The organism is Collinsella tanakaei, assembly GCF_016900375.1.
In the GTDB taxonomy this organism is placed as follows: domain Bacteria; phylum Actinomycetota; class Coriobacteriia; order Coriobacteriales; family Coriobacteriaceae; genus Collinsella.
In genome coordinates, this window is record NZ_JACJKB010000008.1 from 17733 (window position 1) to 38434 (window position 20702).

Sequence of the window (20702 nt, forward strand, 5' to 3'; positions counted from 1 at the left end):
CGGATCTGACGTTACGGTGCTTCGACTCCGCGCTTATCGCGGGCGGGCACCGTAACGCGTATGTACGACTGAACGCGAAAGGGGAATGCTTCCATGTACCGGATTGATTCCGCGCTCGTGCCCTACGTCATCGAGCAGACGCCGCGCGGCGAGCGCAGCTATGACATCTATTCCCGCCTGCTGAACGACCGCATCATCTTCCTGGGCGAGGAGATCAACTCCACGACCGCCAACCTGGTGATCGCGCAGCTGCTCCATCTCGAGAGCCAGGATGCCGAGAAGGACATCTCCCTGTACATCAACTCGCCCGGCGGCGAGGTGTATTCGGGTCTGGCCATCCTCGACACCATGAACTTCATCAAGCCCGACGTGTCCACCATCTGCGTAGGCATGGCGGCGAGCATGGCGGCCGTGCTGCTGGCGAGCGGCGCTAAGGGCAAGCGCTTCTGCCTGCCGAACTCCATGATCATGATCCACCAGCCGAGCGGCGGCGCCCAGGGTCAGCAGACCGAGATCGAGATCGCCGCGCGCGAGATCAAGGAGACGCGCCGCAACCTGAACCAGATCCTGTCCGACGCCACCGGCCAGCCGTTCGAGAAGGTCGAGGCCGACACCGAGCGCGATCACTACATGCGTGCCGCTGCCGCCCTCGAGTACGGTCTGGTCGACCGCATCGTGACCTCCCGTGCGGCCACCCAGGGAAGCGAGCAGTAATGGCCAGAAACGATATGCCGCGCGATCCGATGGGGCTCGGCCCCATCCACTGCTCGTTTTGCGGCAAGACGCAGGACCAGGTGCGCAAGCTCGTCAAGGGCCCGAGCAACATCTATATCTGCGACGAGTGCGTGGCCGCCTGCTCCGAGATCCTCGAGGAGTCGCTGGCGCAGGACTTCCTGGCGGCCCAGCAGGACATGTCCTTCCCGTTCGGGAACATGGGCTATGCGCCTGAACCTGAGGCTGAGCCCGAGGTTGATGACGACGCCCACGTGGCGACGAACCTCATCAAGCGCGTGCCCACGCCGCACGAGATCTACGACGAGCTCTCCGAGTACGTGATGGGCCAGGAGGCCGCGAAGCGCGCCATGTCGGTGGCGGTGTACAACCACTACCGTCGCGTGCTGCAGGGTGAGGCCGCCGCGAACGGCGAGACATCCCAGCAGCAGGGCTCGCATGCGACCGACGCGAGCCTCGAGGACGTCGAGCTGGCGAAGAGCAACATCCTGCTGCTCGGCCCCACCGGCACGGGCAAGACGCTGCTCGCGCAGACGCTCGCGCGCATCCTCGAGGTGCCCTTCGCCATCGCCGACGCCACCGCCCTCACCGAGGCGGGCTACGTGGGCGAGGACGTGGAGAACATCCTGCTCAAGCTCATCAACGCGGCGGATGGCGACGTCGCCCGCGCGCAGATCGGCATCATCTACGTCGACGAGATCGACAAGATCGCGCGTAAGGCGGAGAACCTCTCCATCACGCGCGACGTCTCCGGCGAGGGCGTGCAGCAGGCGCTGCTCAAGATCCTCGAGGGCACGGTGGCGAGCGTCCCGCCGACGGGCGGCCGCAAGCACCCGCAGCAGGAGCTCATCCAGATCGACACGACGAACATCCTGTTCATCTGCGGCGGCGCCTTCGTGGGCCTCGACAAGATCGTGAGCGACCGCGTGGGCAACAAGGGCGTCGGCTTCAACTCCGAGATCGCCGGCCCCACTTCGGCCGACGAGAACGATCTGCTCAGGCAGGTGCTCCCGCAGGATCTGAACGCCTTTGGCATGATTCCGGAGTTCGTGGGCCGCACGCCGGTCATCACGCAGACCAATGCGCTCACCGAGGACGACCTCGTGTCCATCCTGACTGAGCCCAAGAACGCCATCGTGCGCCAGTACCGCCGCATGTTCCAGCTCGAGGACTGCGATCTTGAGTTCGAGGACGAGGCACTGCACGAGATTGCCCGTCTGGCGCTCGAGCGCAAGACGGGTGCGCGCGGCCTGCGCTCCATCTGCGAGGATCTGCTGCAGCAGACCATGTTCGACCTTCCCTCCGAGACGGGTGTGGCGAAGGTCGTGGTCACGGCTGCGAGCGTCCGCGGCGAGGAGCAGCCTCGCCGCGTGCTCGACGCTGCGTAGCCCGGCTCTCGAACAACGGTTGATAAGCCCCCGCGGCCTCGACGCGCAAGCGCCGTGGACGCGGGGGCTTCGTTCTGGCGGGCGGCGGTGCGCAGCGTGCCATCGCTGGTTCCCGCCGCGATGCATGGGGATATCATTTGGCGGGCACGGGACGCGCATGGCTGGTAGTATGGAAGCGTATGTTGATCAGACGATGAAGGAGACCCGAATGAAGGGCATCATCCTTGCGGGCGGCTCAGGCACCCGGCTCTATCCGCTCACGCTCGTGACGAGCAAGCAGCTGCTGCCGGTCTACGACAAGCCGATGATCTACTACCCGCTCTCGGTCCTCATGATGGCGGGTATCCGCGACATCCTGATCATCTCGACGCCGACGGACCTGCCCAATTTCGAGCGCCTCCTGAAGGACGGCTCCGACTTCGGCGTGAGCCTCTCCTACGCCGAGCAGCCCTCGCCGGACGGTCTTGCGCAGGCCTTCCTCATCGGCCGCGAGTGGATCGCAGGCGAGCCCTGCGCGCTCGTGCTGGGCGACAACATCTTCTTCGGCAACGGCCTTTCCCGCCATCTGCGTCGCGCCGTGGCGCGCGCTGAGGAGCGGGGCGGCGCGACCGTGTTCGGCTACCATGTGGACGATCCCGAGCGCTTCGGCGTCGTCGAGTTCGATGCGGAGGGCCGCGCCCTGTCCATCGAGGAGAAGCCGGAGCATCCGAAGAGCTCCTATGCCGTCACGGGCCTGTACTTCTACGACGAGCGCGTCTGCGACTTCGCGGAGCGCGTGCGTCCGTCGGCCCGCGGCGAGCTCGAGATCACCGACCTCAACCGGATGTATCTGGATGACGGCACGCTCGACGTGGTCACGCTCGGCCGGGGCTACGCGTGGCTCGACACCGGCACGATGGAGAGCCTCTACGAGGCGGGCGAGTTCGTCCGAGCCGTGGAGCGCGCCCAGGACCAGCCCGTGTCGGTGCTCGAGGAGATCGCCTACGAGAACGGCTGGATCGACCGCGAGACCCTGCTTGCCTGCGCCGAGCGCTACGGCAAGAGCGTCTACGGCCAGCACCTGAGGAAGGTCGCTGAGGGCGCCTACGTGGCCCCGAGGCGCGATTGGTAGCCAAAGACGGCAGGTTGATCGTCAAAGGACAAAAAGCGCCCGGCCCAACCGGCTGCGGCGAAAGGTTAGCGCCCGCGCGTCGGGCGGGAAGGGGGAGCGCTGAGATGGCGGAAGAGTTCCAGCCCGAGCGCATCATCGTCACCGGAGGCTGCGGATTCATCGGCAGCAACTTCGTGCACCATGTCGTCCGCGAGCATCCTGACGTCCACGTGACGGTGCTCGACAAGCTCACCTACGCGGGCAACCCGGAGAACATCGCGGGCCTGGATCCCGAGCGCGTCGAGCTCGTGGTGGGCGATATCTGCGACGCCGAGCTCGTAGACCGGCTGGTGTCCGAGACCGATGCCGTCGTGCACTACGCGGCGGAGTCGCACAACGACAACTCCATCGCCGATCCCGAGCCCTTCGTGCGCACGAACGTCATGGGCACCTTCACCCTCATCGAGGCCTGCCGCAAGCACGGCGTGCGCTACCACCACGTGAGCACCGACGAGGTCTACGGCGACCTCGCGCTCGACGACCCCGCGCGCTTCACGGAGGAGACGCCGTACCATCCTAGCTCGCCCTACAGCTCCACCAAGGCGAGCTCCGATATGCTCGTGCGCGCCTGGGTGCGCACCTACGGACTCGCTGCGACGATCTCGAACTGCTCGAACAACTACGGTCCCTACCAGCACGTGGAGAAGTTCATCCCGCGCCAGATCACCAATATCATCGACGGGGTGCGCCCGAAGCTTTACGGCGACGGCAGGAACGTCCGCGACTGGATCCACACCGAGGACCACAGCTCCGCGGTGTGGACGATCCTCACGAAGGGCAGGATCGGCGAGACCTACCTGATCGGCGCCGATGGCGAGAAGGGCAATATCGACGTGCTGCGCGCGATCCTGCGCGCCATGGGCCGCGCGGAGGACGATTTCGATTGGGTCCGCGACCGTCCCGGCCACGACCGCCGCTATGCGATCGACTCGACGAAGCTCCGCCGCGAGCTCGGCTGGCAGCCCGCGCATACCGACTTCGACGCCGGCTTGGCGCAGACCATCCAGTGGTATCGCGACCACGAGGCATGGTGGCGCCCCGCCAAGGAGGCAACTGAGCGGAAGTACGCCGCGCAGGGTCAGTAGGATCAGGGAGGTCATCTGAGCATGCGAATCTTCATCACGGGATGCAACGGCCAGCTGGGCTGCGAGCTCAAGCGCCTGCTGTCGTGCGGCATGGCCGAGATCGGCCCCATCCCTTCGGCCTATGAGGGCGCAAAGGTGCTCGCGGCGGATGTCGACGACCTCGACATCACCGACGCCGCCGCGGTCGACGCGTTTTTTGCCGAGCACGCCTTCGACGTGGTGATCAATGGCGCCGCCTACACGAACGTCGACGGCTGCGAGGCGAACGAGGAGCTCGCCTATGCCGTCAACGCCGAGGGACCGCGCAACCTCGCGCGCGCCTGCGCCGCGCAGGGCGCCAAGCTCGTGCACGTGTCCACCGACTACGTGTTCCCGGGCACCGAGGCGGGGGAGCGCACCGAGGAGGATCAAACCGACCCGGTGAGCGCCTACGGCCGCACGAAGCTCGCCGGCGAGCGTGCCGTGCTCGAGACCTGGGAGAAGTCGTTCGTGGTCCGCACCGCCTGGCTGTACGGCTATGTGGGCAAGAACTTCGTCAAGACGATGCTGCGCCTGGCAGACAGCCTGGGTGCGCTCACGGTCGTGGCCGACCAGCTGGGCAACCCCACGTCGGCAAACGACCTCGCCTACGAGCTGCTCAAGATCGCGCTCACCGACGACTACGGCATCTACCACTGCACGAACAACGGCATCTGCTCCTGGGCCGACTTCGCCCGCGCCATCGTGGAGCGCGCTGGCTACGACCCGGCGATCGTGACGTCGTGCACCTCCGACGAGTACGCCGCCGCGCATCCCGATGCGGCGCGCCGTCCGGCGTTCTCCGCGCTGGCGAACGCCCATCTGGCTCGCACCGTGGGCGACGAGATGCGCCCGTGGGAGGCCGCGCTCGACACCTATATGGCCAACCTCGAGCATCTCGGGGCATGATGGCGATGGCCGACGTCAAGCACGCGTTCGCGGTCTGCGCGTACGGGAAGAGCCCTTATCTGCCCGAATGCCTCGCCTCGCTGGCGGCGCAGACCTATGGCGACAGCGAGGTGTTCATCGCGACCTCGACCCCGAGCGACTGGCTCTACGACATCGCCAAGTCGTTCGCCCTGCCCGTCTACGTGAACACGGGAGCCTCGGGCATCGGGCAGGACTGGAACTTCGCCTATCGCCATGCCCACGCCCGCTATGTGACCATTGCGCATCAGGACGACACCTATGAGCCCACCTACGCCGAGGCTGCGGTGGCTGCGCTGGATGCCACGCCCGATGCGCTGATCTATTTCAGCGACTACGGCGAGCTGCGTGCCGGCGAGCGCGTGGACGACAACCGCCTGTTGCGCGTGAAGCGCACGCTGCTGCGTCCCCTGCGCTGCGCGCCCCGCGCCGCGGCTGCCCGGTGGCGCAAGCGCGCCGCGCTGCGTTTCGGCTCGGCCATCTGCTGCCCGGCCGTCACCTTCAACGTCGAGCGCTGCCCCATGCCGCCGTTCGTGGTGGGCATGAAGTCGAATCTCGATTGGGCGACCTGGGAGTCGCTGTCGCGTCTTTCGGGCGCCTTCCTGTACGACCCCGCCGTGCGCATGCACCACCGGATCCACGAGGACTCGGCGACCTCCGAGCTCATCGCGTCGCATCAGCGCGATGCCGAGGACCTGGCCATGCTCGAGCGCTTCTGGCCCCGTCCCGTAGCCGGCCTCATCGAGCGCTTCTATGCGAAGGGGACTGAGAGCAATGACCTCTGATCGCGCCGCCGCGCCGCTCGTGTCGGTGCTCATCCCCGTCTACAACGCGGAGCGCTACCTGGCGCGCTGCCTCGACAGCGTGCTTTCGCAGGACTATCCGAACATCGAGATCGTGGCGGTGGACGACGGCTCGCGTGACGGCTCGCCGGCGCTGCTCGACGCCTATGCCGCCAAGTATCCCGGGCGCGTTCGGGTCGAGCACCGCGCGAACGGGGGAGTGGCCGCCGCGCGCAACCGCGCGATCGAGCTCGCTGCTGGTGAGTACCTCATGTTCTCCGATAACGACGACTATTTCGAGCCGGGATGCGTGACGATGCTCGTCGACGCCGCGCTCGATGCCGATGCGGACCTCGTGTGCGCCGGCTTCCAGCGTCCCGACGAGAAGGGTGCCATCGTGGACGGGATCATCCCCGATCCGTCATCGGATTGGGCGCCCTATGCCATCGTCGCGGCGTGGGCGAAGATCTTCCGCACCGCGTTCGTGCGCGAGCATGGCCTGGCCTTCTTCGATACGAATATCGGCGAGGACCTCGTGTTCACGCTGCCCGCCGTCGAGCTGTCGCGTCGCACGGTCGTGCTCGATCGCGTGGCGTACAACTGGTTCTACAACACCGAGAGCGTGTCGTCCACGGCGCACCGCACCTCGAGCGGCCTTGCTTTCGAGAAGACGCTCGACGCGCTCATTGCCGAGCTCAAGCGGCACGGCCTGTCGGTGTCCGATATGGTGCGGCACTATCTCATCCGGTTCGTGGCGTGGTATCTGATGTACACCTGCCGCGGCGACGGCGCCGCCGAGGCTGCGAGGCAGCGCTCGCATTACATCGCCTGGCTCGATGCGAACCTGCCGGGATGGCGGCGCGATCCGTACGCGAAGCCGTCGCAGCCCGCAAGCGATGCGCTGGCCAACCGGGTTGCCGTCTGGCTGTTCGCGCGCCATCCGCGCCTGTTCGCGCTCGCACAGAGGGCCTACTGCCGGTAAGGCGTGTTAGCCGGGCCTAGCCGGGCCGCCGGCGATGTCCGTCTGGTACCGGATGCCCGGAATCGGCCTTCCCAAAGGGCGGAAAACGGACATCTGGTGCTAAATGCCCATACATGCCGGGGCCCGCGTGGGAATCGTCCTCCACGCGGGCCCCGGTTTTCCAGCGGGTAGCCTTCACGGGCTGAGCGCCGGTCAATCTGCGCGCAGGCGCTACTTCTTCTGCTCGAGTTCGCCCATGCGGTCGCGCAGCGAGCGCTCGAGCAGGGCATTTTCCTGAGCGAGCTCGTTCACACGGTGCTTGAGCAGCGAGATCTCCGAGGAGTTCGCGAACATCTTGGCCATGAGCAGCACGATGATGAACAGGAAGATGAAGTTCGACGGGCTCACGAAGCCGAAGAGGTCGGAGAAGAAGAACGTGATTTCGGGGAAGACCGCGAGCACGATGAGCAGGCCGGAGAGCGCAACCCAGAAGATGGCGTCGCCCATGAGGACGGTCGACTTGCGGATGCGCTGCGCCACGAAGGCGAACGCCAGGACCGCGCCGGCGACGAGCAGGATTCTCAATGCGATAGACATGTGCGGGCACCTACCTTAGCCACTGGAACAGAAGGATGGACAGGCACGTGCGGCCCATGTAGCTCACGATATGCGGCAGGTCTAAGTAGCTCGTGCCGCCCTGGCGCTCCTGCATCTTGGCGGGGATCTCGACGATCGTCTTGTGCTTGCGGGCCATGAGCGCCACGGTGTCGGGCTCGGGCGCGATGTCGAAATCCTTGGTGAAGTGCTCGATCATGTTTCTGTTGAACAGGCGCATGCCGCTCGTGGGGTCGGTGATCGTGGTGCCGGTCGTGAGTTTGATGAGCGCCGTGATGAGTCGCTGGCCCACGCCGCGCGCGCCGGTGGGCTTCGTGCCGTCGAGGAAGCGCGAGGCGATCACGATGTCGGCGTCGTGCTCCTGCATCGCCGCGGCGAGCTTGGGGATGTATGAGGGCAGGTGCTGCCCGTCGGCATCGAACTGGACCACCGCGTCGTAGCCGTTGCGGTAGGCGTACTTCATGCCGCAGCGGAACGCCGAGGTGAGGCGCGTGTTGATGGGCAGCGACACGTAGCTGAAGCCGTGCGCACGGCACAGGTCGGCCGTCGCGTCCTTCGAGCCGTCGTTGACGACGAGGTAATCGATATCGGGACATTCGCGGCGAAGCCAATCGACCGTGTCGACGATGCATTCTTGCTCGTTGTAGGCTGGGATGACCGCCAGGATCTTCATCGTGAGGGTGCTTTCTTTTGTGGGCTTACCGTCGTGAGCTGGTCACGGCCAAAATGGTACCACATGCGTACGACACTGCCGCAGGTGCGAAGGCGCGCACCACACCGTGCATATCTTTTGGAGGGTACGGGCGCTGGCGCGGCCGGCGCGTATACTGTCATAGGTACATTCGAGGTGGAGGGACCCTATGGCAGAGTCTGTGAAGTCAGGTAATTTCACGTTCATCCCGACGAGCATCGAGGGGGTCGTCCTGGTGGACTGCACGTCCTATGGCGACCAGCGCGGCTCGTTCATGGAGACGTACAAGCGCTCCGATTTCGTCGCGGGCGGCATCGACACGACGTTCGTGCAGGACAACCAGTCCATGAGCACGAAGGGCGTCCTGCGTGGCCTCCACTTCCAGATCAACCATCCCCAGGCAAAGCTCGTGCGCGTCATCTCGGGCGAGGTATTCGACGTCTGCGTCGACCTGCGTCCGGGCAGCCCCACGCTTGGTGCCTGGGAGGGCGCCCTTCTCACGGGCGAGAACCATCGCCAGCTGTACATCCCGCACGGCTTCGCGCACGGGTTCTTCGTGCTGAGCGACACCGCGACCTTCGCCTACAAGTGCGACGACGAGTACCATCCCAACGACGAGGGCGGCCTCATGTGGGACGACCCCGAGATCGGCATCGACTGGCCGATCCCCGAGGGCATCACCCCCGTGCTCTCCGACAAGGACCGCCGCCATCCGACCTTCGCCGTCTGGTGCGAGGCCAACGGGGTGGAGCGATGAAGATCGTCGAGAACACCGAGCTGCTCTCCGCCGAGCCGGTCGTCAGCATCCTGTGCATCACCTTCAACCAGATCGACTACATCGCCGACGCCCTCGACAGCTTCCTTGCCCAGGACATCGACGTGCCGGTCGAGATCCTGGTGAACGACGACTGCTCGACCGACGGCACAACCGACGTGCTGCTGGACTACCAGCGTCGCCGTCCGGACGTGTTCCGCATCGTCACCCATGAGGAGAACCAGTACTCCCTCGGCTTCAGCCCCATGGGGCAGTTCCTCGTGCCGCTCGCGCGCGGCCGCTTCATCGCCATGTGCGAGGGCGACGATTACTGGACCGATCCCACCAAGCTCTCCCGTCAGCTCAAGGTGATGCAGGAGCGCCCGGAGATCGCCGCCTGCGTGCACGCCAACGACAACGTGCAGGCGGCCACGAAGCACCGCATCTCGACCGTGCGCTATGCCCAGGGCGACTGCATGATCTCCCTTGCCGACATCACGTCGCGCTCGCAGTGCTATGCGACGAACAGCCTGTTCGTGCGCGCCGAGGCCATGCGCGCCTACCACGAGTCGTCGTTTTTTACCCTGCGCGCCGATGGCGACCACAAGATGCTCGTGCACTTCGGCCTCATCGGCGGCGGCATCTACTACCTCGACCGCGTGATGAGCGCCTACCGCGTGCTCTCCAAGAACTCCGTCAACCGCTCCATGCTGCTGGGCGGTGACACCTCGGGCGTGGCCAAGAAGAAGCACGACAACCGCGTCGAGCTGCTCCAGCTTGCCGATAACGAGACGAACGGAGCCTATCACGACGCCATCGAGCGCGGTATCGACTGCATCCACTACGCCTACTACCGCGACATCCGCGACCTGCGCACCCTGCGCCGCCGCTGGCCCGAGCGCCTGAAGGCGGAGGGCTTCCTCGCGAAGGTCGACCTGCACCTGTACACCTATGCGCGCCCGCTCCACAAGCTCGCGCTCAAGGTGTACTGCAAGCTCTAGCGCACGGCGGGAGCCGCAGGGTGCCATCGCCCGCGCGGCTGACGCTCGGAAAGGTTGTTGATTTTGCCTACGGGTAGCTTGAAGGAAAGAACGATCGGCTCGCTGTTCTGGAAGCTGTTCGAGCAGGGCGGTGCGGCGGCCATCACGCTCATCGTCCAGATCGTCATGGCGCGCATCCTCGCGCCGGACGAGTTCGGCATGCTCGCCATCATGCTGGTGTTCGTGAACATCGGCAACGTGGTCGTGCAGTCGGGCCTGAACACGGCGGTCATCCAGGCGCCCGACATCACCGAGCGCGACTACTCGACCGTCTTCTGGATGTGCTTCGTCGTCTCGCTCGTGCTGTATGCGTTCGTGTTCTTCCTGGCACCGGTCGTGGCGGCGTTCTACGCCATGCCCGCGATCGTGGCGCCCCTGCGCGTGCTCGTGCTCGTGCTGATCGTGAACTCCTACAACTCCATCCAGGAGGCGATCGTCGCCCGCCAGCTCGAGTTCTTCAAGACATTTCGCTCCACGGTGACGGCCGCCGTGGTGTCGGGCAGCATCGGCATCGGCGTGGCGCTCGCCGGCGGCGGCATCTGGGCGCTCGTGGTCCAGCAGCTGCTCTACCAGCTGTGCAAGTGCATCGTCCTGGCGGCTCAGGTTCCCTGGAAACCGCATCTGGTGTTCGAGCGCGCGCGTGCGGTCCGCCTGTTTCGCTTCGGTTGGAAGCTTCTGGCCTCGGGCCTGCTCGACCAGATGTACCAGAGCCTGTCCGACCTGATCATCGGCAAGCTCTTCAACAGCACGCAGCTGGGGTACGTCTCGCAGGGCAAGAAGTACCCGCAGGCCCTCGGCACCGTGCTCGACGGCGCGGTGCAGCCCGTCATGCTGTCGGCCGTGGCCCATGTGCAGGACGACCGCGCCCGGGTTCGCCGCCTCGTGCGCCGCGCGCTCAAGACGAGCACGTTTTTCATCATGCCCGCCATGACGCTCTTCGCGGTGGCCGCCGAGCCGCTCGTGACGCTGCTGCTGGGCGAGAAATGGGTCGCCTGCGTGCCCTACCTGCAGGTCTACTGCTTCGTGTACGGGCTGCTTCCCATCCACAGCACGAACCTCCAGGCGTTCAACGGCGTCGGCCGCAGCGATCTGTTTTTGAAGCTCGAGGTAGTCAAGAAGATCATCGGCCTGGTCATCCTCTGCTTTGCCGCTTTCGTGCTGCACGACCTCACCGCCATCGTGTTCGGCTATGCCGTGAGCGGAGTCATCTGCACCTTCGTGAACGCCTCGCCGAGCAAGCGCGTGCTCGGCTATGCCTATAGCGAGCAGCTGCGCGACATCGCGCCCGCGTTCGCGCTGTCGATCGTCTGCGGCCTCGCCGTGTACCCCATCTCGTGGCTGGGGCTGCATGAGATCCCGACGATCGCGCTCATGTGCGTCGCCATGATGGTGCTGTACCTGGTGCTCGCCAAGCTCCTTCGGGTGGAGGAGCTGACGTATCTGCTCAACACGCTCAAAGGCATGCGCGGCGGCCGTTCGGGCGCCGATGCGCGCTGAGGCGTATGATAGGGGCCAACCCGCAACGACAGGAGACGTTATGCCTGACGAGAGAATTCTGGTAACCCGTTCCTCGATGCCGACACTCGAGGAGTATGTGAACGAGATCGCCCCGCTGTGGGATTCGCACTTCCTGACGAACATGGGCGAGAAGCATCAGCAGCTCGAGCGCGACCTTCTGAGCTATCTCGACGTCGACAACATCACGCTGTTCGTGAACGGCCACAACGCCCTCGAGTGCGTGCTCGAGGCCATGGACCTGCACGGCAAGGTCATCACGACGCCCTTCACCTTCGCCTCGACCACGCACGCCATCGTGCGCAAGGGCCTCACGCCGGTGTTCGCCGACATCAGGCCCGATAACTACACGCTCGACCCCGCCAAGATCGAGGAGCTGATCGACGGCGAGACGACGGCCATCCTGCCGGTGCATGTGTACGGCAACCTGTGCGACGTCGAGGCGATCCAGGACATCGCCGCGCGCCATGGCCTCAAGGTGATCTACGACGCGGCGCATGCCTTCGGCGTGCGCAAGAACGGCGTCAGCTCGGCGATGTTCGGCGATGCGTCGATGTTCTCGTTCCACGCCACCAAGGTTTTCAACACCATCGAGGGCGGCGCGGTGTGCTACCGCGACCACGACCTCAAGGAGAAGCTCGACCACTGGAAGAACTTCGGCATCTCGGGACTCGAGGAGGTCGAGTACGCCGGCGGCAACGCGAAGATGAACGAGTTCTGCGCGGCGATGGGCGTGTGCAACCTGCGCCATCTGCCCGACGAGATCGCCAAGCGCAAGCTCGTGGCCGAGCGCTACTGGGACAACCTCGAGGACGTGCCCGGCATCGTGGTGCACCGTCCGGCGGAGGGCATCGAGTCCAATTACTGCTATCTGCCCGTGGTGTTCGAGGACGAGTTCGGCGCCACCCGCGACGACGTGTACGCCGCCCTGCGCGCCCAGGATATCTTCGCGCGCAAGTACTTCTATCCGCTCACGACGCAGTTCGACTGCTACCGCGGTCGCTTCGATTCGTACGAGACGCCCATCGCGGCCCATGTGTCGACCCACGTGCTCACGTTGCCGATGTTCGCCGACCTGACGATGGAGCAGGTTGACCGCATCTGCGCCATCGTCCGTTCCTGCGCCCGCTAACAGCTTGGCCTCTCTGGGGACGTAGCCGGAAGGCGCCAGGGCGTGAAAAGGGGACAGGGGTTATTTCACATGGGACGGCGATTGCGCCTGTCCCATGTGAAATAACCCCTGTCCCCTTTTCACGCCCTGGCGCCTTCCGGCTACGTCCCCAGAGAGGCCAAGGCCCGCGGATACCAAAAAGCGCCCCGGTGCTGCCGGGGCGCTTTTGCGTTGCGTTGCGGTGGCGGTTAGTTCGCGTGGATGGGGGAGCCGCCGCCGAGGAAGCCTTGGTCGCCGTCGAGCGGGCTGATGCAGACGCCGACCTTGACGCCATCGACCCAGTGGCCGGAGGAGTGGATGATCTCGCGGACACCGGTCTCCTCGTTCACACCGAGGTAGATGGCGGCGTGGCGCAGGTTATCCCAGCTGGGGTTGGTGCCGTAGCCGAAGAACACGATATCGCCCGGCTCGAGCTCGTCCTTGCTGTACTTGAGCAGACCGCGCTCGCGCAGCCACTTGGACTGGGCGTTGAAGGAGCTGTCGGCCATGGACTCCCAGAGCTGGTAGCCCGCCTCGTTGTACACCCAGTAGGTGAAGCCGTCGCAGCTGAACTCGTTGGGGCCGAGGCCGGCGTGCTTATAGGGGCAGCCGAGCTTGCTCTCGGCGATGGAGATGATACGGGCCTCTTCGGCGGTCACGTCGGCGGGAAGATCGACAACGATTTCGCCGGTAACCTTGTCGAACTCGATCTCGACGCCGTTGACGATGTGCTTGCCGAGGAGCATCCAGCCGAAGGTCATGTCGTAGTAGACGGTCTTGGTGCCGCCTTCGCCATCGGGGACGACCTGGAAGCCCTTCAGCATCTCGCCGGTGATGGTGTCGAAGTACCAGCGGTGCTCCTTGTTGTCGATGGGAGAGACGCGGACGTCCTCGCCGTAGACCATGTGGCCGTTCTTGTCGTAGCGGACCCACTTGAGCTGGTTGGGGATGAGCACGTCCTTATCGAAGGCCAGGGTGCCATCAATGTCGAACCAGTACCAGGCGTTGGTCTCGGGGTCGTAGACCTCCTTGTACTTCGCCTGGACACCGTAGTCGTACCAGTACATCTCGCCGTCGTCGGCGCGCGTCCAGCCGTTGTAGCCGGGGTGGTTCGCAACCTCGCTATCGGCGATCACGTTTTCCGCGCCGCAGTCAACAGCCAAGGCAGGGGCGGGCGCGGCCATGAGGGCGCACGCGATTCCGGCGCCCGCGAGAAGCGGGGCGAAGGTCAGCTTGGCGTTGCGGTTGTTCTTCATGCAGCCTCCAAATGGTTCGGGCTTCATTCCTAATCGTCCATGATACCCGTCTGTGACCTTGATGACCCCCTTCACGGCGGGGAACCTCCGCGTCCTCACGATTTCTGTGCAGGTTATAATCGGGCGTACCATCTGTTTCATCTATTCGGGAAGGGCTTATGCTCCACCTCGCTATCTCCTGCCTTGCCGCCATCGTCATCCTCATGCTTCCGGGCTGGCTCGCCGTGCGCGCCATCGGCACGCGCCCCGTCGTCGCGACGATGCTTGCCCCCGCCGTCTCGATCGCGCTGTATGGCGTGCTTGGAACGGCATATGCCCTCGTGGGTATCCCGAGCGGCCCGCTCACGCTCTTCGCCGCCCCAACCGCGCTGCTTGCCGTGGTCGCGCTGGTCTGCCTTCGCGTCCGCGGCGCCCGCCGCGAAGATGCGCCGGCGGGCGCCCATGCGCGTGCGGTGCCCGGGCGCGCCATCCCCGTCGCAAAGCGCGCCTTCACGGTTGCCGGGCGCGACATCTCCTGGTTGACGCTGGCCGCCATCGTCGCGGTGGCTGTCGGAATCGTCACCTGCTGCACGGTGTTTTTGCCGAGTCTGGGCGATCCCGAGGCCTTCTCGCAGAACTACGACAACGCCTTCCACCTGAGCCGCGTGCGCACCTTCATGGACACCGGGGTCTTCAGCTCGCTTGCGGGCGGCTTCTATCCTTCCGCCTGGCACTGCCTCGTCGCCCTCATCGGCACCTCGACCGCGGCGTCGGTGCCCCTGGCGGTCAACGCCTCGCTCGTTACCATCGAGGGCGTCGCCTACCCGCTGAGCATGGTGGCCCTGCTCGCCGCCCTGTTCCCCGACCGGCCGAAGCGCGTGGTCCTCGGTGCGCTCGCGTGCACGGCCATCGCGTACTTCCCCTGGCGCATCATGCTGTTCGGACCGCTCTATCCCAACGTGCTGTCGTTCTCGCTCATGCCGGCCGTCGTCGGCCTATTCGTCGTCATGGTGCAGCGCGAGACCGAGCGCGCGGCCCGTATCCGCGCCGCCGTGCTGTTCGTGGTAGGCGGCGTGTCGCTGGCTATCGCGCAGCCCAACGGCGTGTTCTCGGCGGGCGTGTTCCTGATCCCGTTTTGCCTGTACGCCGCCGGCACGTATGCGCGCGCGGCGTGGCGGGGGAGGGCTGGCGTGCTCGTGGCAATCGCGGCGGCGCTCGCGGTCGGGGCTGCCATTGCCGCCATCTGGGTCGGCCTGCTCCACGTGCCGTTCTTCGACGCTATCGTCACCTATCCGCGCGACACGCCGCTCAACGTGGAGGACGCCTGCAGATGGGCCCTTCACTTCTCGTATGTCATTCAGCGCCCCCAGTACATGGCGGGCTGGCTCGTCGTGTTCGGCAGCCTCTTCCTGCTGCTCGAGCGCCGGCGCCGCTGGATCGTCTTCGGCTATGGCCTGACCGCCCTGCTGTTCGTCATCTCCATCAGCGTGGGCGGGCGCCTGCGCGAGGTGTTCACCGGTTTTTGGTACAACGACTACCATCGCATGGCAGCTGCGGCGAGCGTGTTCGCGATCGTTCCGCTCGCGGTTGCCCTCGACTACGTGGTCTCGGCGATCTTCTTCGTGTTCCGCAAGATCTCGCACGATGCCGCGGGTCGCATCACGCGTCCCGCCGGCGTCGTTGCCGGCGTGCTCATCTGCGCCGTGCTCACCTTCATGTATGTCCTGAACAGCAACCCGGTGTCGTTTCTGCCCGATGAACGTAGGTCGTACGCCTACGACGCCGTGATGTACGAGATGCGCGACATGTACGGCATCGGCGAGAACGGCGAGACCGGTCCGCTCGAGCAGGAGGAGCGCGATTTTCTTGATCGCGTCGTCGACGAGGTGGGCACCGAGGCGATGATCGTGAACCAGCCCTATGACGGCAGCGTGTTCGGCTATGCGATCGACGATTTGAACCTTCTGTTCAAGCAGTACAACCCGATGGACGACGAGGCGTCGACGACCGTGCGGCTGCGCGGCCTGGCCGTTGCGGGAAGCCCCTCGGTCCAGGAGGCCTTCGAGGAGCTCGACGCGGCCTACGTGCTGCAGCTCGATCAGGGCAGGGGACCGGCCGACATGAACGAGGACGGCTCGTTCTACCTGAGCGGCTACGGCAAGGAAGGCTGGTGCGGCATCAACCGCATCGAGGACGGCACGCCGGGCTTTACCGTCGTGCTCTCAGAGGGCGACATGCGCTTGTACCGGGTGGAGGGCGTCGACGTGGCGCCGGAGGATGCTGCCTGATCGGACAGCGGTCATCCGCTTCAGGGGCGGCCGTCCGGTACCAAAATGCCGCGCGAGCGGCAACGTTCACAAAGCGGGCCCCGCATCGAGCGCTCGATGCGGGGCCCGCTTTTGCAAGATGGATTCAGTCGCCTGCGCCTACACCTCGAAGGTGGCGCCCATGAGCTTGGCGAACTCGCGGCAGATCGCGGTGTCGCCCGGCCAGGCGGGAGCGGTCACGAGGTTGCGGTCGACGACGGCCTGATCGACATCGACGGGCACATAGGTGCCGCCCGCAAGGGTGATGTCGGGGCCGACGGCGGGATAGGCCGTGGCCTTGTAGCCCTCGAGGACGCCGGCGGCGGCGAGCACCTGCGGGCCGTGGCAGATGGCGGCGACGGGCTTGCCGTCGGCGAAGAACTCGCGGGTGATTTCGAGGACGCGCTCATTCAGGCGGATGTACTCGGGTGCACGACCGCCGGTGATGAATAGGCCCACGTAATCGGCCGTGTCGACGGCGTCGAAATCGGCGGTGAGGGCGAAGTTGTGGCCGCGCAGCTCGGTGTAAGTCTGCTCGCCGAGGAAGTCGTGGACGGCGGTGGCAACCGTGTCGCCGGCCTTCTTGTCGGGGCAGACGGCGTCGACCTGGTAGCCGAGCATGGACAGCGCCTGGAAGGGCACCATGGTCTCGTAATCCTCGGTGAAATCACCGCAGAGCATAAGAACCTTCTTGGTCATTTGCGACTCCTTTCTGTGGGCGCACGAGTGCCGCTGATGTGCCTACGTTCAACCATACCCCTCATGCGCCAGGTGGTATGCGTCACACCTCGCTTGCGGTTGCCCTGCATAGGCGAACGGCGGCGAACGGCGTTTGGCATGAGAGGTGTGTGGACTCCCGATGGCGGGTTCCAATAAAAACGGCTGTGTTAGAATGTGGTACGTTCGCGTCCGGATTCAATCCGGACGTTTCGTATCTGCAGAAAGGTTTTGAGCTATGGCAGATTGCTCCACATCCTGGTGGCGCCGCAATGCCGTCAAGCTTGCGCTCGCCTCCACAATGTCCGTTGGTCTCGCCTTCGGCGCGACCGCCGCGTACGCTACCGAGCCGACCGTTCCCGCCGAGACCCCCGCTGTGACCCTTCTCGAGCCTGCAGTCATCTCCGAGACCGAGCAGGTCGAGGCGATCGAGACCGCCACGGTCGAGGAGACCGTCGTCGACGACGTCGCGACCGTGCCCGCCACTGACACGACCGATGTCGTGACCGGCGGCGCTGCCCTCGAGGGCTCCGTCATCACGACCGAGACCACCGAGGATGTCGACGACACCAAGCAGCCTGCGACCGACGTCGAGGATCAGACCGGCGACGCTGCGACCGATGGCGACATCACGACCGCGACCGATCCCGACGAGGGCGAGGAGTCCGAGGAGGAGACCAAGCCCGGTACGGGTGAGGAGGAGTCCGACCCCACGACCGACCCCGACGAGGAGACCAAGCCCGGCGAGGGCGATCAGTCCGAGGAGGAGAAGCCCGGCGAGGGCGAGGGCGACGACGAGGAGGACCCCGACACCCCCGATATTCCCGATGGCAAGCCCGAGAGCGGCACCGGCTGGGGCTCCGACTCCGCCGGCAACGCGAACTACTATGAGAACGGCAAGCTCGTCTGGAGCGTCGACAAGAACGGCAACCGCACCTACTACAAGGACGGCGTGGCGACCAACCCCGACTGCGTGTTCTTCAACGACCCGACGACCGGCAAGCGCTATTGGTACGAGGGCGGCGAGATCGTCGCGAGCCACTCGTTCTACGATCCCGTGACCAACAACTGGTACTGGGCCGATGCCGACGGCACCATCGCCCACGGCAAGGACGCCTTCATCCCGAAGGACAGCTCCGTCGACATGGATCGCTTCCTGAACGATGCCGACTACCGCAACGCCAACGGCAAGTGGGTCCGCTTTGACAACAACTACGTCATGGTCAAGGGCGAGAACTACTACAACGATCACTGGTATTACTTCGATACCACGACCAGCGAGATGGTGAAGCACTTCGCCTACGTGACGCCTGCCAACGGCGGCCAGGGCAAGTGGGTCTTCTACGACGAGATCACCGGCCAGATGCTCTACGGCGAGCAGTACAAGACCTCCAACAAGACCGACAACACGTATCACTGGTACTACCTCAACGACTACACCGGCGCCGTTACCTACGGCTGGTGGACCATTCCCGCCTCCGGCAAGGTCGTCTTCTACGACCGCGTTCTCGGCTGGATGAAGTACGGTTGGGTCGACACCGGCGACAAGGTGGTCGGCAACAACACCAACTGGCACTTCTTCAACCGCTACACCGGCGAGTGCATGACCCAGGACGACCGCGGCAACGCCGCCCACGACAGCTGGCTGCGCATGTACGACGGCACGAGCAAGACCGACAAGTACATCTGCGTCGACAAGGACAACTTCCGCACGATCATCTTCCAGCGTGTCGGCAACGACTGGGATGTTCTGAAGGTCTTCAAGTGCGGTCTCGGCCGTCCCGATGCCAACATGGGCCGCGGCACGCAGGAAGGCGTCTGGTACCTGGGCGAGAACGTCCCGTCCTACCCGGTGCCCGACGATCTGTGGCGCGCCAACTACGACCGCATGGAGAACGACACCACCTCGGGCGTCCGCTGGAGGATCCACTACATCTGGGACCAGGGCTTCCACGGCACCGTGTACACGAGCTCCATCCCCGCTGAGCAGCAGCTCGAGAAGTACATCTCCGACGGCTGCGTGCGCCTGCTGGAGGTGGACGCCAAGTGGCTGTGGGACAACTGCGCCAACGGCACGAAGGTCTACATCTGGCGTCGCTACTAGGCTCGCCGACAACCTCTGCAACGAAGACCCCGCTCCCCGCGGGGTCTTTTTGTCCACTTTCAGGACGGAGATGTTTTCGGACACCCGGCGGCGCGGGCCCGCTGGCCCCCTGGGGACGGAGGCGGCTGGCCTCTCTGGGGACGTAGCCGGGAGGCGCCACGCCGTGGACTCCGGCTGACGTCTTCACCGCGGTGGCCGGCGTGGCGCCTCCCGGCTACGTCCCCAGAGAGGCCAGCCGCCCCGTCCGCCGGGTGTCCGAAAACATCTCCGTCCTGAAAGTGGACAAAGGGGAAAGCATGACAGTGGGACCCGTCCTAATTGTCATACCCTGTGTCATAATGGGGCCTGTCGGTAACCGTTTTGTGGGAGGGTCTGTTATGGCCGTTACAGTGGAGAACAATCTCGATGCGATGCTCAAGCGTGGCTTCTCGAAGAAGATGGCCACGCTCTATCTGAATAACCTTGAGCGCGAGAAGCGCGACGGTTTCTTCGATGCCGATTACCTCGCATGGGCGCACGAGCACGGCTTCTACGGCGAGTCCGCCACGGCCTACAACCTGACCGAGGACACTATCGACAACTACCTGTCCGATTACGACTACTGCCGCGTGTGGCCGCTGAACGACTGGCAGCGCATCTGGATCAACGACAAGCTCACCTTCGCCTACATGTTCTGGGGCACCGAGTTCCAGAAGTACCTGCCCGAGTCGTACTACTACTGCGCGCAGGACCGCCTCGTGCCGCTGCTGGATAGCAATATGGATCCAACGGTCGACGGCTTCCTCGCGCTGCTGCGCGAGAAGGGGGAGTACGCCGCCAAGCCGTGCAACGGCGAGTGGGCGCGCGGCTTCCACAAGCTGTCCTACATCGACGGCTCCTATCTCATCGACAACAAGCCTTCCGACGAGGCCTCCGTGCGCACCTTCGTCGCCGAGAAGAAGAACCTGATCTACACCGAGTTCTTCCATCCGAGCGCCGAGATGGCCCGCATCGACCCGCTCATCCACACCCTGCGCATCCTCATGGTCAACCGCGATGGCGCGAATCCCTATCCGGCGTCGGCCTACCTGCGCTTCGCCATGGGCACGGGTGGCGACGACTCCAAGGCCAACTACCACCGTCCCGAGTCGCGCGACATCAGCTCCTACAACGTGGGCTTCGACATGGAGACCGGCCACTTCGGTGGCGGCCACATCATCTACGGCTACAAGCGCATCGACACCGACCTGCACCCCGACAGCGGCGTGGAGGCCGCGGGCACCATCGAGGAGTGGCCCGAGATCAAGAAGATGCTCGCCGAGATGTCGCTGCGCATCGGCCCGCTCGAGTACCTGGGCTACGACGTGGGCATCACCGACAAGGGCGTGAAGCTCATGGAGATCAACTCCCACTCCGGCTGCAAGTACCTGCAGGTCTTCCGTCCGTATCGCGCCGACGCCTTCATGAACGAGTTCTTTTCCGACAAGCTCGCGAAGATCGACGCTCTGGACGACGAGGCCATCGCGCGCCGCAACGCCTGGGCACGCTAGGCG

18 protein-coding genes are annotated in these 20702 nt (G+C 65.0%); 14 read left to right on the forward strand and 4 right to left on the reverse strand.

What is annotated here, in order from left to right:
- Positions 1 to 93: 93 nt before the first annotated feature.
- The 7 genes from H6A16_RS06255 (at position 94) to H6A16_RS06285 (ending at position 7064) form a co-directional block, all read left to right on the forward strand.
- Positions 94 to 714, forward strand: coding sequence for an ATP-dependent Clp protease proteolytic subunit (locus H6A16_RS06255; protein WP_204617226.1), 621 nt, complete (start codon positions 94 to 96; stop codon positions 712 to 714).
- Positions 714 to 2120 carry an ATP-dependent Clp protease ATP-binding subunit ClpX gene (gene clpX, locus H6A16_RS06260; protein ID WP_275052364.1) on the forward strand — a complete coding sequence of 469 codons (1407 nt, stop codon included), beginning with the start codon at positions 714 to 716 and terminating at the stop codon, positions 2118 to 2120. The genes H6A16_RS06255 and clpX overlap by 1 nt, the downstream gene beginning before the upstream one ends.
- Before the next feature lie 208 nt (positions 2121 to 2328).
- Positions 2329 to 3231: a glucose-1-phosphate thymidylyltransferase RfbA gene (rfbA, locus tag H6A16_RS06265; RefSeq protein WP_204617229.1), complete on the forward strand. Its 903-nt coding sequence runs from the start codon at positions 2329 to 2331 to the stop codon at positions 3229 to 3231.
- Between the two features lie 104 nt (positions 3232 to 3335).
- Positions 3336 to 4355 (forward strand): dTDP-glucose 4,6-dehydratase, encoded by a 1020-nt coding sequence (rfbB, locus tag H6A16_RS06270; protein WP_204617231.1) that lies wholly within the window; start codon positions 3336 to 3338, stop codon positions 4353 to 4355.
- Positions 4356 to 4376: 21 nt separating this feature from the next.
- Positions 4377 to 5282 (forward strand): dTDP-4-dehydrorhamnose reductase, encoded by a 906-nt coding sequence (gene rfbD / locus H6A16_RS06275; protein ID WP_204617233.1) that lies wholly within the window; start codon positions 4377 to 4379, stop codon positions 5280 to 5282.
- A 5-nt stretch (positions 5283 to 5287) separates the two neighbouring features.
- Complete coding sequence (locus tag H6A16_RS06280; RefSeq protein WP_239458245.1) at positions 5288 to 6085, forward strand: glycosyltransferase family A protein; 798 nt, start codon at positions 5288 to 5290, stop codon at positions 6083 to 6085.
- Positions 6075 to 7064, forward strand: coding sequence for a glycosyltransferase (locus H6A16_RS06285; protein ID WP_204617237.1), 990 nt, complete (start codon positions 6075 to 6077; stop codon positions 7062 to 7064). Before H6A16_RS06280 ends, H6A16_RS06285 begins: the two co-directional genes overlap by 11 nt.
- 210 nt (positions 7065 to 7274) lie before the next feature.
- On the opposite strand, the gene H6A16_RS06290 is transcribed toward H6A16_RS06285, so the two are convergent.
- Both H6A16_RS06290 and H6A16_RS06295 read right to left on the reverse strand, forming a co-directional pair.
- On the reverse strand, positions 7275 to 7640 hold the full coding sequence (locus H6A16_RS06290; RefSeq protein WP_204617239.1) for a DUF2304 domain-containing protein: 366 nt from the start codon (positions 7638 to 7640) through the stop codon (positions 7275 to 7277).
- A 10-nt stretch (positions 7641 to 7650) separates the two neighbouring features.
- Positions 7651 to 8331 (reverse strand): glycosyltransferase family 2 protein, encoded by a 681-nt coding sequence (locus H6A16_RS06295; protein WP_204617241.1) that lies wholly within the window; start codon positions 8329 to 8331, stop codon positions 7651 to 7653.
- A gap of 187 nt (positions 8332 to 8518) precedes the next feature.
- On the opposite strand from H6A16_RS06295, the gene rfbC reads away from it, so the two are divergent.
- The 4 genes from rfbC to H6A16_RS06315 all read left to right on the forward strand — a co-directional run bounded on the left by rfbC (position 8519) and on the right by H6A16_RS06315 (position 12790).
- Positions 8519 to 9106 carry a dTDP-4-dehydrorhamnose 3,5-epimerase gene (gene rfbC / locus H6A16_RS06300; protein ID WP_204617243.1) on the forward strand — a complete coding sequence of 196 codons (588 nt, stop codon included), beginning with the start codon at positions 8519 to 8521 and terminating at the stop codon, positions 9104 to 9106.
- Positions 9103 to 10104 (forward strand): glycosyltransferase family 2 protein, encoded by a 1002-nt coding sequence (locus H6A16_RS06305; protein WP_204617246.1) that lies wholly within the window; start codon positions 9103 to 9105, stop codon positions 10102 to 10104. The genes rfbC and H6A16_RS06305 overlap by 4 nt, the downstream gene beginning before the upstream one ends.
- A 63-nt stretch (positions 10105 to 10167) precedes the next feature.
- The gene (locus H6A16_RS06310) at positions 10168 to 11640 is read left to right on the forward strand and encodes a lipopolysaccharide biosynthesis protein (RefSeq protein ID WP_204617248.1); all 1473 of its coding nucleotides are present in this window, start codon (positions 10168 to 10170) and stop codon (positions 11638 to 11640) included.
- Between the two features lie 40 nt (positions 11641 to 11680).
- A complete protein-coding gene (locus H6A16_RS06315) occupies positions 11681 to 12790 on the forward strand; it encodes a DegT/DnrJ/EryC1/StrS family aminotransferase (RefSeq protein WP_204617250.1) in 1110 nt (369 codons plus the stop codon).
- Positions 12791 to 13017: 227 nt separating this feature from the next.
- Here the strand turns inward: H6A16_RS06315 and H6A16_RS06320 are convergent, their stop codons facing one another.
- Positions 13018 to 14064 carry a C40 family peptidase gene (locus H6A16_RS06320; RefSeq protein WP_204617252.1) on the reverse strand — a complete coding sequence of 349 codons (1047 nt, stop codon included), beginning with the start codon at positions 14062 to 14064 and terminating at the stop codon, positions 13018 to 13020.
- Between the two features lie 158 nt (positions 14065 to 14222).
- On the opposite strand from H6A16_RS06320, the gene H6A16_RS06325 reads away from it, so the two are divergent.
- Positions 14223 to 16331, forward strand: coding sequence for a DUF6541 family protein (locus tag H6A16_RS06325; RefSeq protein WP_204617254.1), 2109 nt, complete (start codon positions 14223 to 14225; stop codon positions 16329 to 16331).
- A gap of 138 nt (positions 16332 to 16469) precedes the next feature.
- On the opposite strand, the gene H6A16_RS06330 is transcribed toward H6A16_RS06325, so the two are convergent.
- Entirely contained in the window at positions 16470 to 17048 is a 579-nt protein-coding gene (locus tag H6A16_RS06330) for a DJ-1/PfpI family protein (RefSeq protein ID WP_204617256.1), read from the reverse strand.
- A gap of 256 nt (positions 17049 to 17304) precedes the next feature.
- On the opposite strand from H6A16_RS06330, the gene H6A16_RS06335 reads away from it, so the two are divergent.
- Positions 17305 to 19170, forward strand: coding sequence for a L,D-transpeptidase (locus H6A16_RS06335; RefSeq protein ID WP_204617258.1), 1866 nt, complete (start codon positions 17305 to 17307; stop codon positions 19168 to 19170).
- Between the two features lie 377 nt (positions 19171 to 19547).
- Positions 19548 to 20699 (forward strand): sugar-transfer associated ATP-grasp domain-containing protein, encoded by a 1152-nt coding sequence (locus H6A16_RS06340; RefSeq protein ID WP_204617261.1) that lies wholly within the window; start codon positions 19548 to 19550, stop codon positions 20697 to 20699.
- Positions 20700 to 20702 lie beyond the last annotated feature (3 nt).

Excerpts from the sequence above, each read along its gene's own strand:
- H6A16_RS06255 (WP_204617226.1), top strand. The coding sequence starts at position 94 with ATGTACCGGATTGATTCCGCGCTCGTGCCCTACGTCATCGAGCAGACG.
- clpX (WP_275052364.1), top strand. The coding sequence starts at position 714 with ATGGCCAGAAACGATATGCCGCGCGATCCGATGGGGCTCGGCCCCATC.
- rfbA (WP_204617229.1), top strand. The coding sequence starts at position 2,329 with ATGAAGGGCATCATCCTTGCGGGCGGCTCAGGCACCCGGCTCTATCCG.
- rfbB (WP_204617231.1), top strand. The coding sequence starts at position 3,336 with ATGGCGGAAGAGTTCCAGCCCGAGCGCATCATCGTCACCGGAGGCTGC.
- rfbD (WP_204617233.1), top strand. The coding sequence starts at position 4,377 with ATGCGAATCTTCATCACGGGATGCAACGGCCAGCTGGGCTGCGAGCTC.
- H6A16_RS06280 (WP_239458245.1), top strand. The coding sequence starts at position 5,288 with ATGGCCGACGTCAAGCACGCGTTCGCGGTCTGCGCGTACGGGAAGAGC.
- H6A16_RS06285 (WP_204617237.1), top strand. The coding sequence starts at position 6,075 with ATGACCTCTGATCGCGCCGCCGCGCCGCTCGTGTCGGTGCTCATCCCC.
- H6A16_RS06290 (WP_204617239.1), bottom strand. The coding sequence starts at position 7,640 with ATGTCTATCGCATTGAGAATCCTGCTCGTCGCCGGCGCGGTCCTGGCG.
- H6A16_RS06295 (WP_204617241.1), bottom strand. The coding sequence starts at position 8,331 with ATGAAGATCCTGGCGGTCATCCCAGCCTACAACGAGCAAGAATGCATC.
- rfbC (WP_204617243.1), top strand. The coding sequence starts at position 8,519 with ATGGCAGAGTCTGTGAAGTCAGGTAATTTCACGTTCATCCCGACGAGC.
- H6A16_RS06305 (WP_204617246.1), top strand. The coding sequence starts at position 9,103 with ATGAAGATCGTCGAGAACACCGAGCTGCTCTCCGCCGAGCCGGTCGTC.
- H6A16_RS06315 (WP_204617250.1), top strand. The coding sequence starts at position 11,681 with ATGCCTGACGAGAGAATTCTGGTAACCCGTTCCTCGATGCCGACACTC.
- H6A16_RS06320 (WP_204617252.1), bottom strand. The coding sequence starts at position 14,064 with ATGAAGAACAACCGCAACGCCAAGCTGACCTTCGCCCCGCTTCTCGCG.
- H6A16_RS06325 (WP_204617254.1), top strand. The coding sequence starts at position 14,223 with ATGCTCCACCTCGCTATCTCCTGCCTTGCCGCCATCGTCATCCTCATG.
- H6A16_RS06330 (WP_204617256.1), bottom strand. The coding sequence starts at position 17,048 with ATGACCAAGAAGGTTCTTATGCTCTGCGGTGATTTCACCGAGGATTAC.
- H6A16_RS06335 (WP_204617258.1), top strand. The coding sequence starts at position 17,305 with ATGGCAGATTGCTCCACATCCTGGTGGCGCCGCAATGCCGTCAAGCTT.
- H6A16_RS06340 (WP_204617261.1), top strand. The coding sequence starts at position 19,548 with ATGGCCGTTACAGTGGAGAACAATCTCGATGCGATGCTCAAGCGTGGC.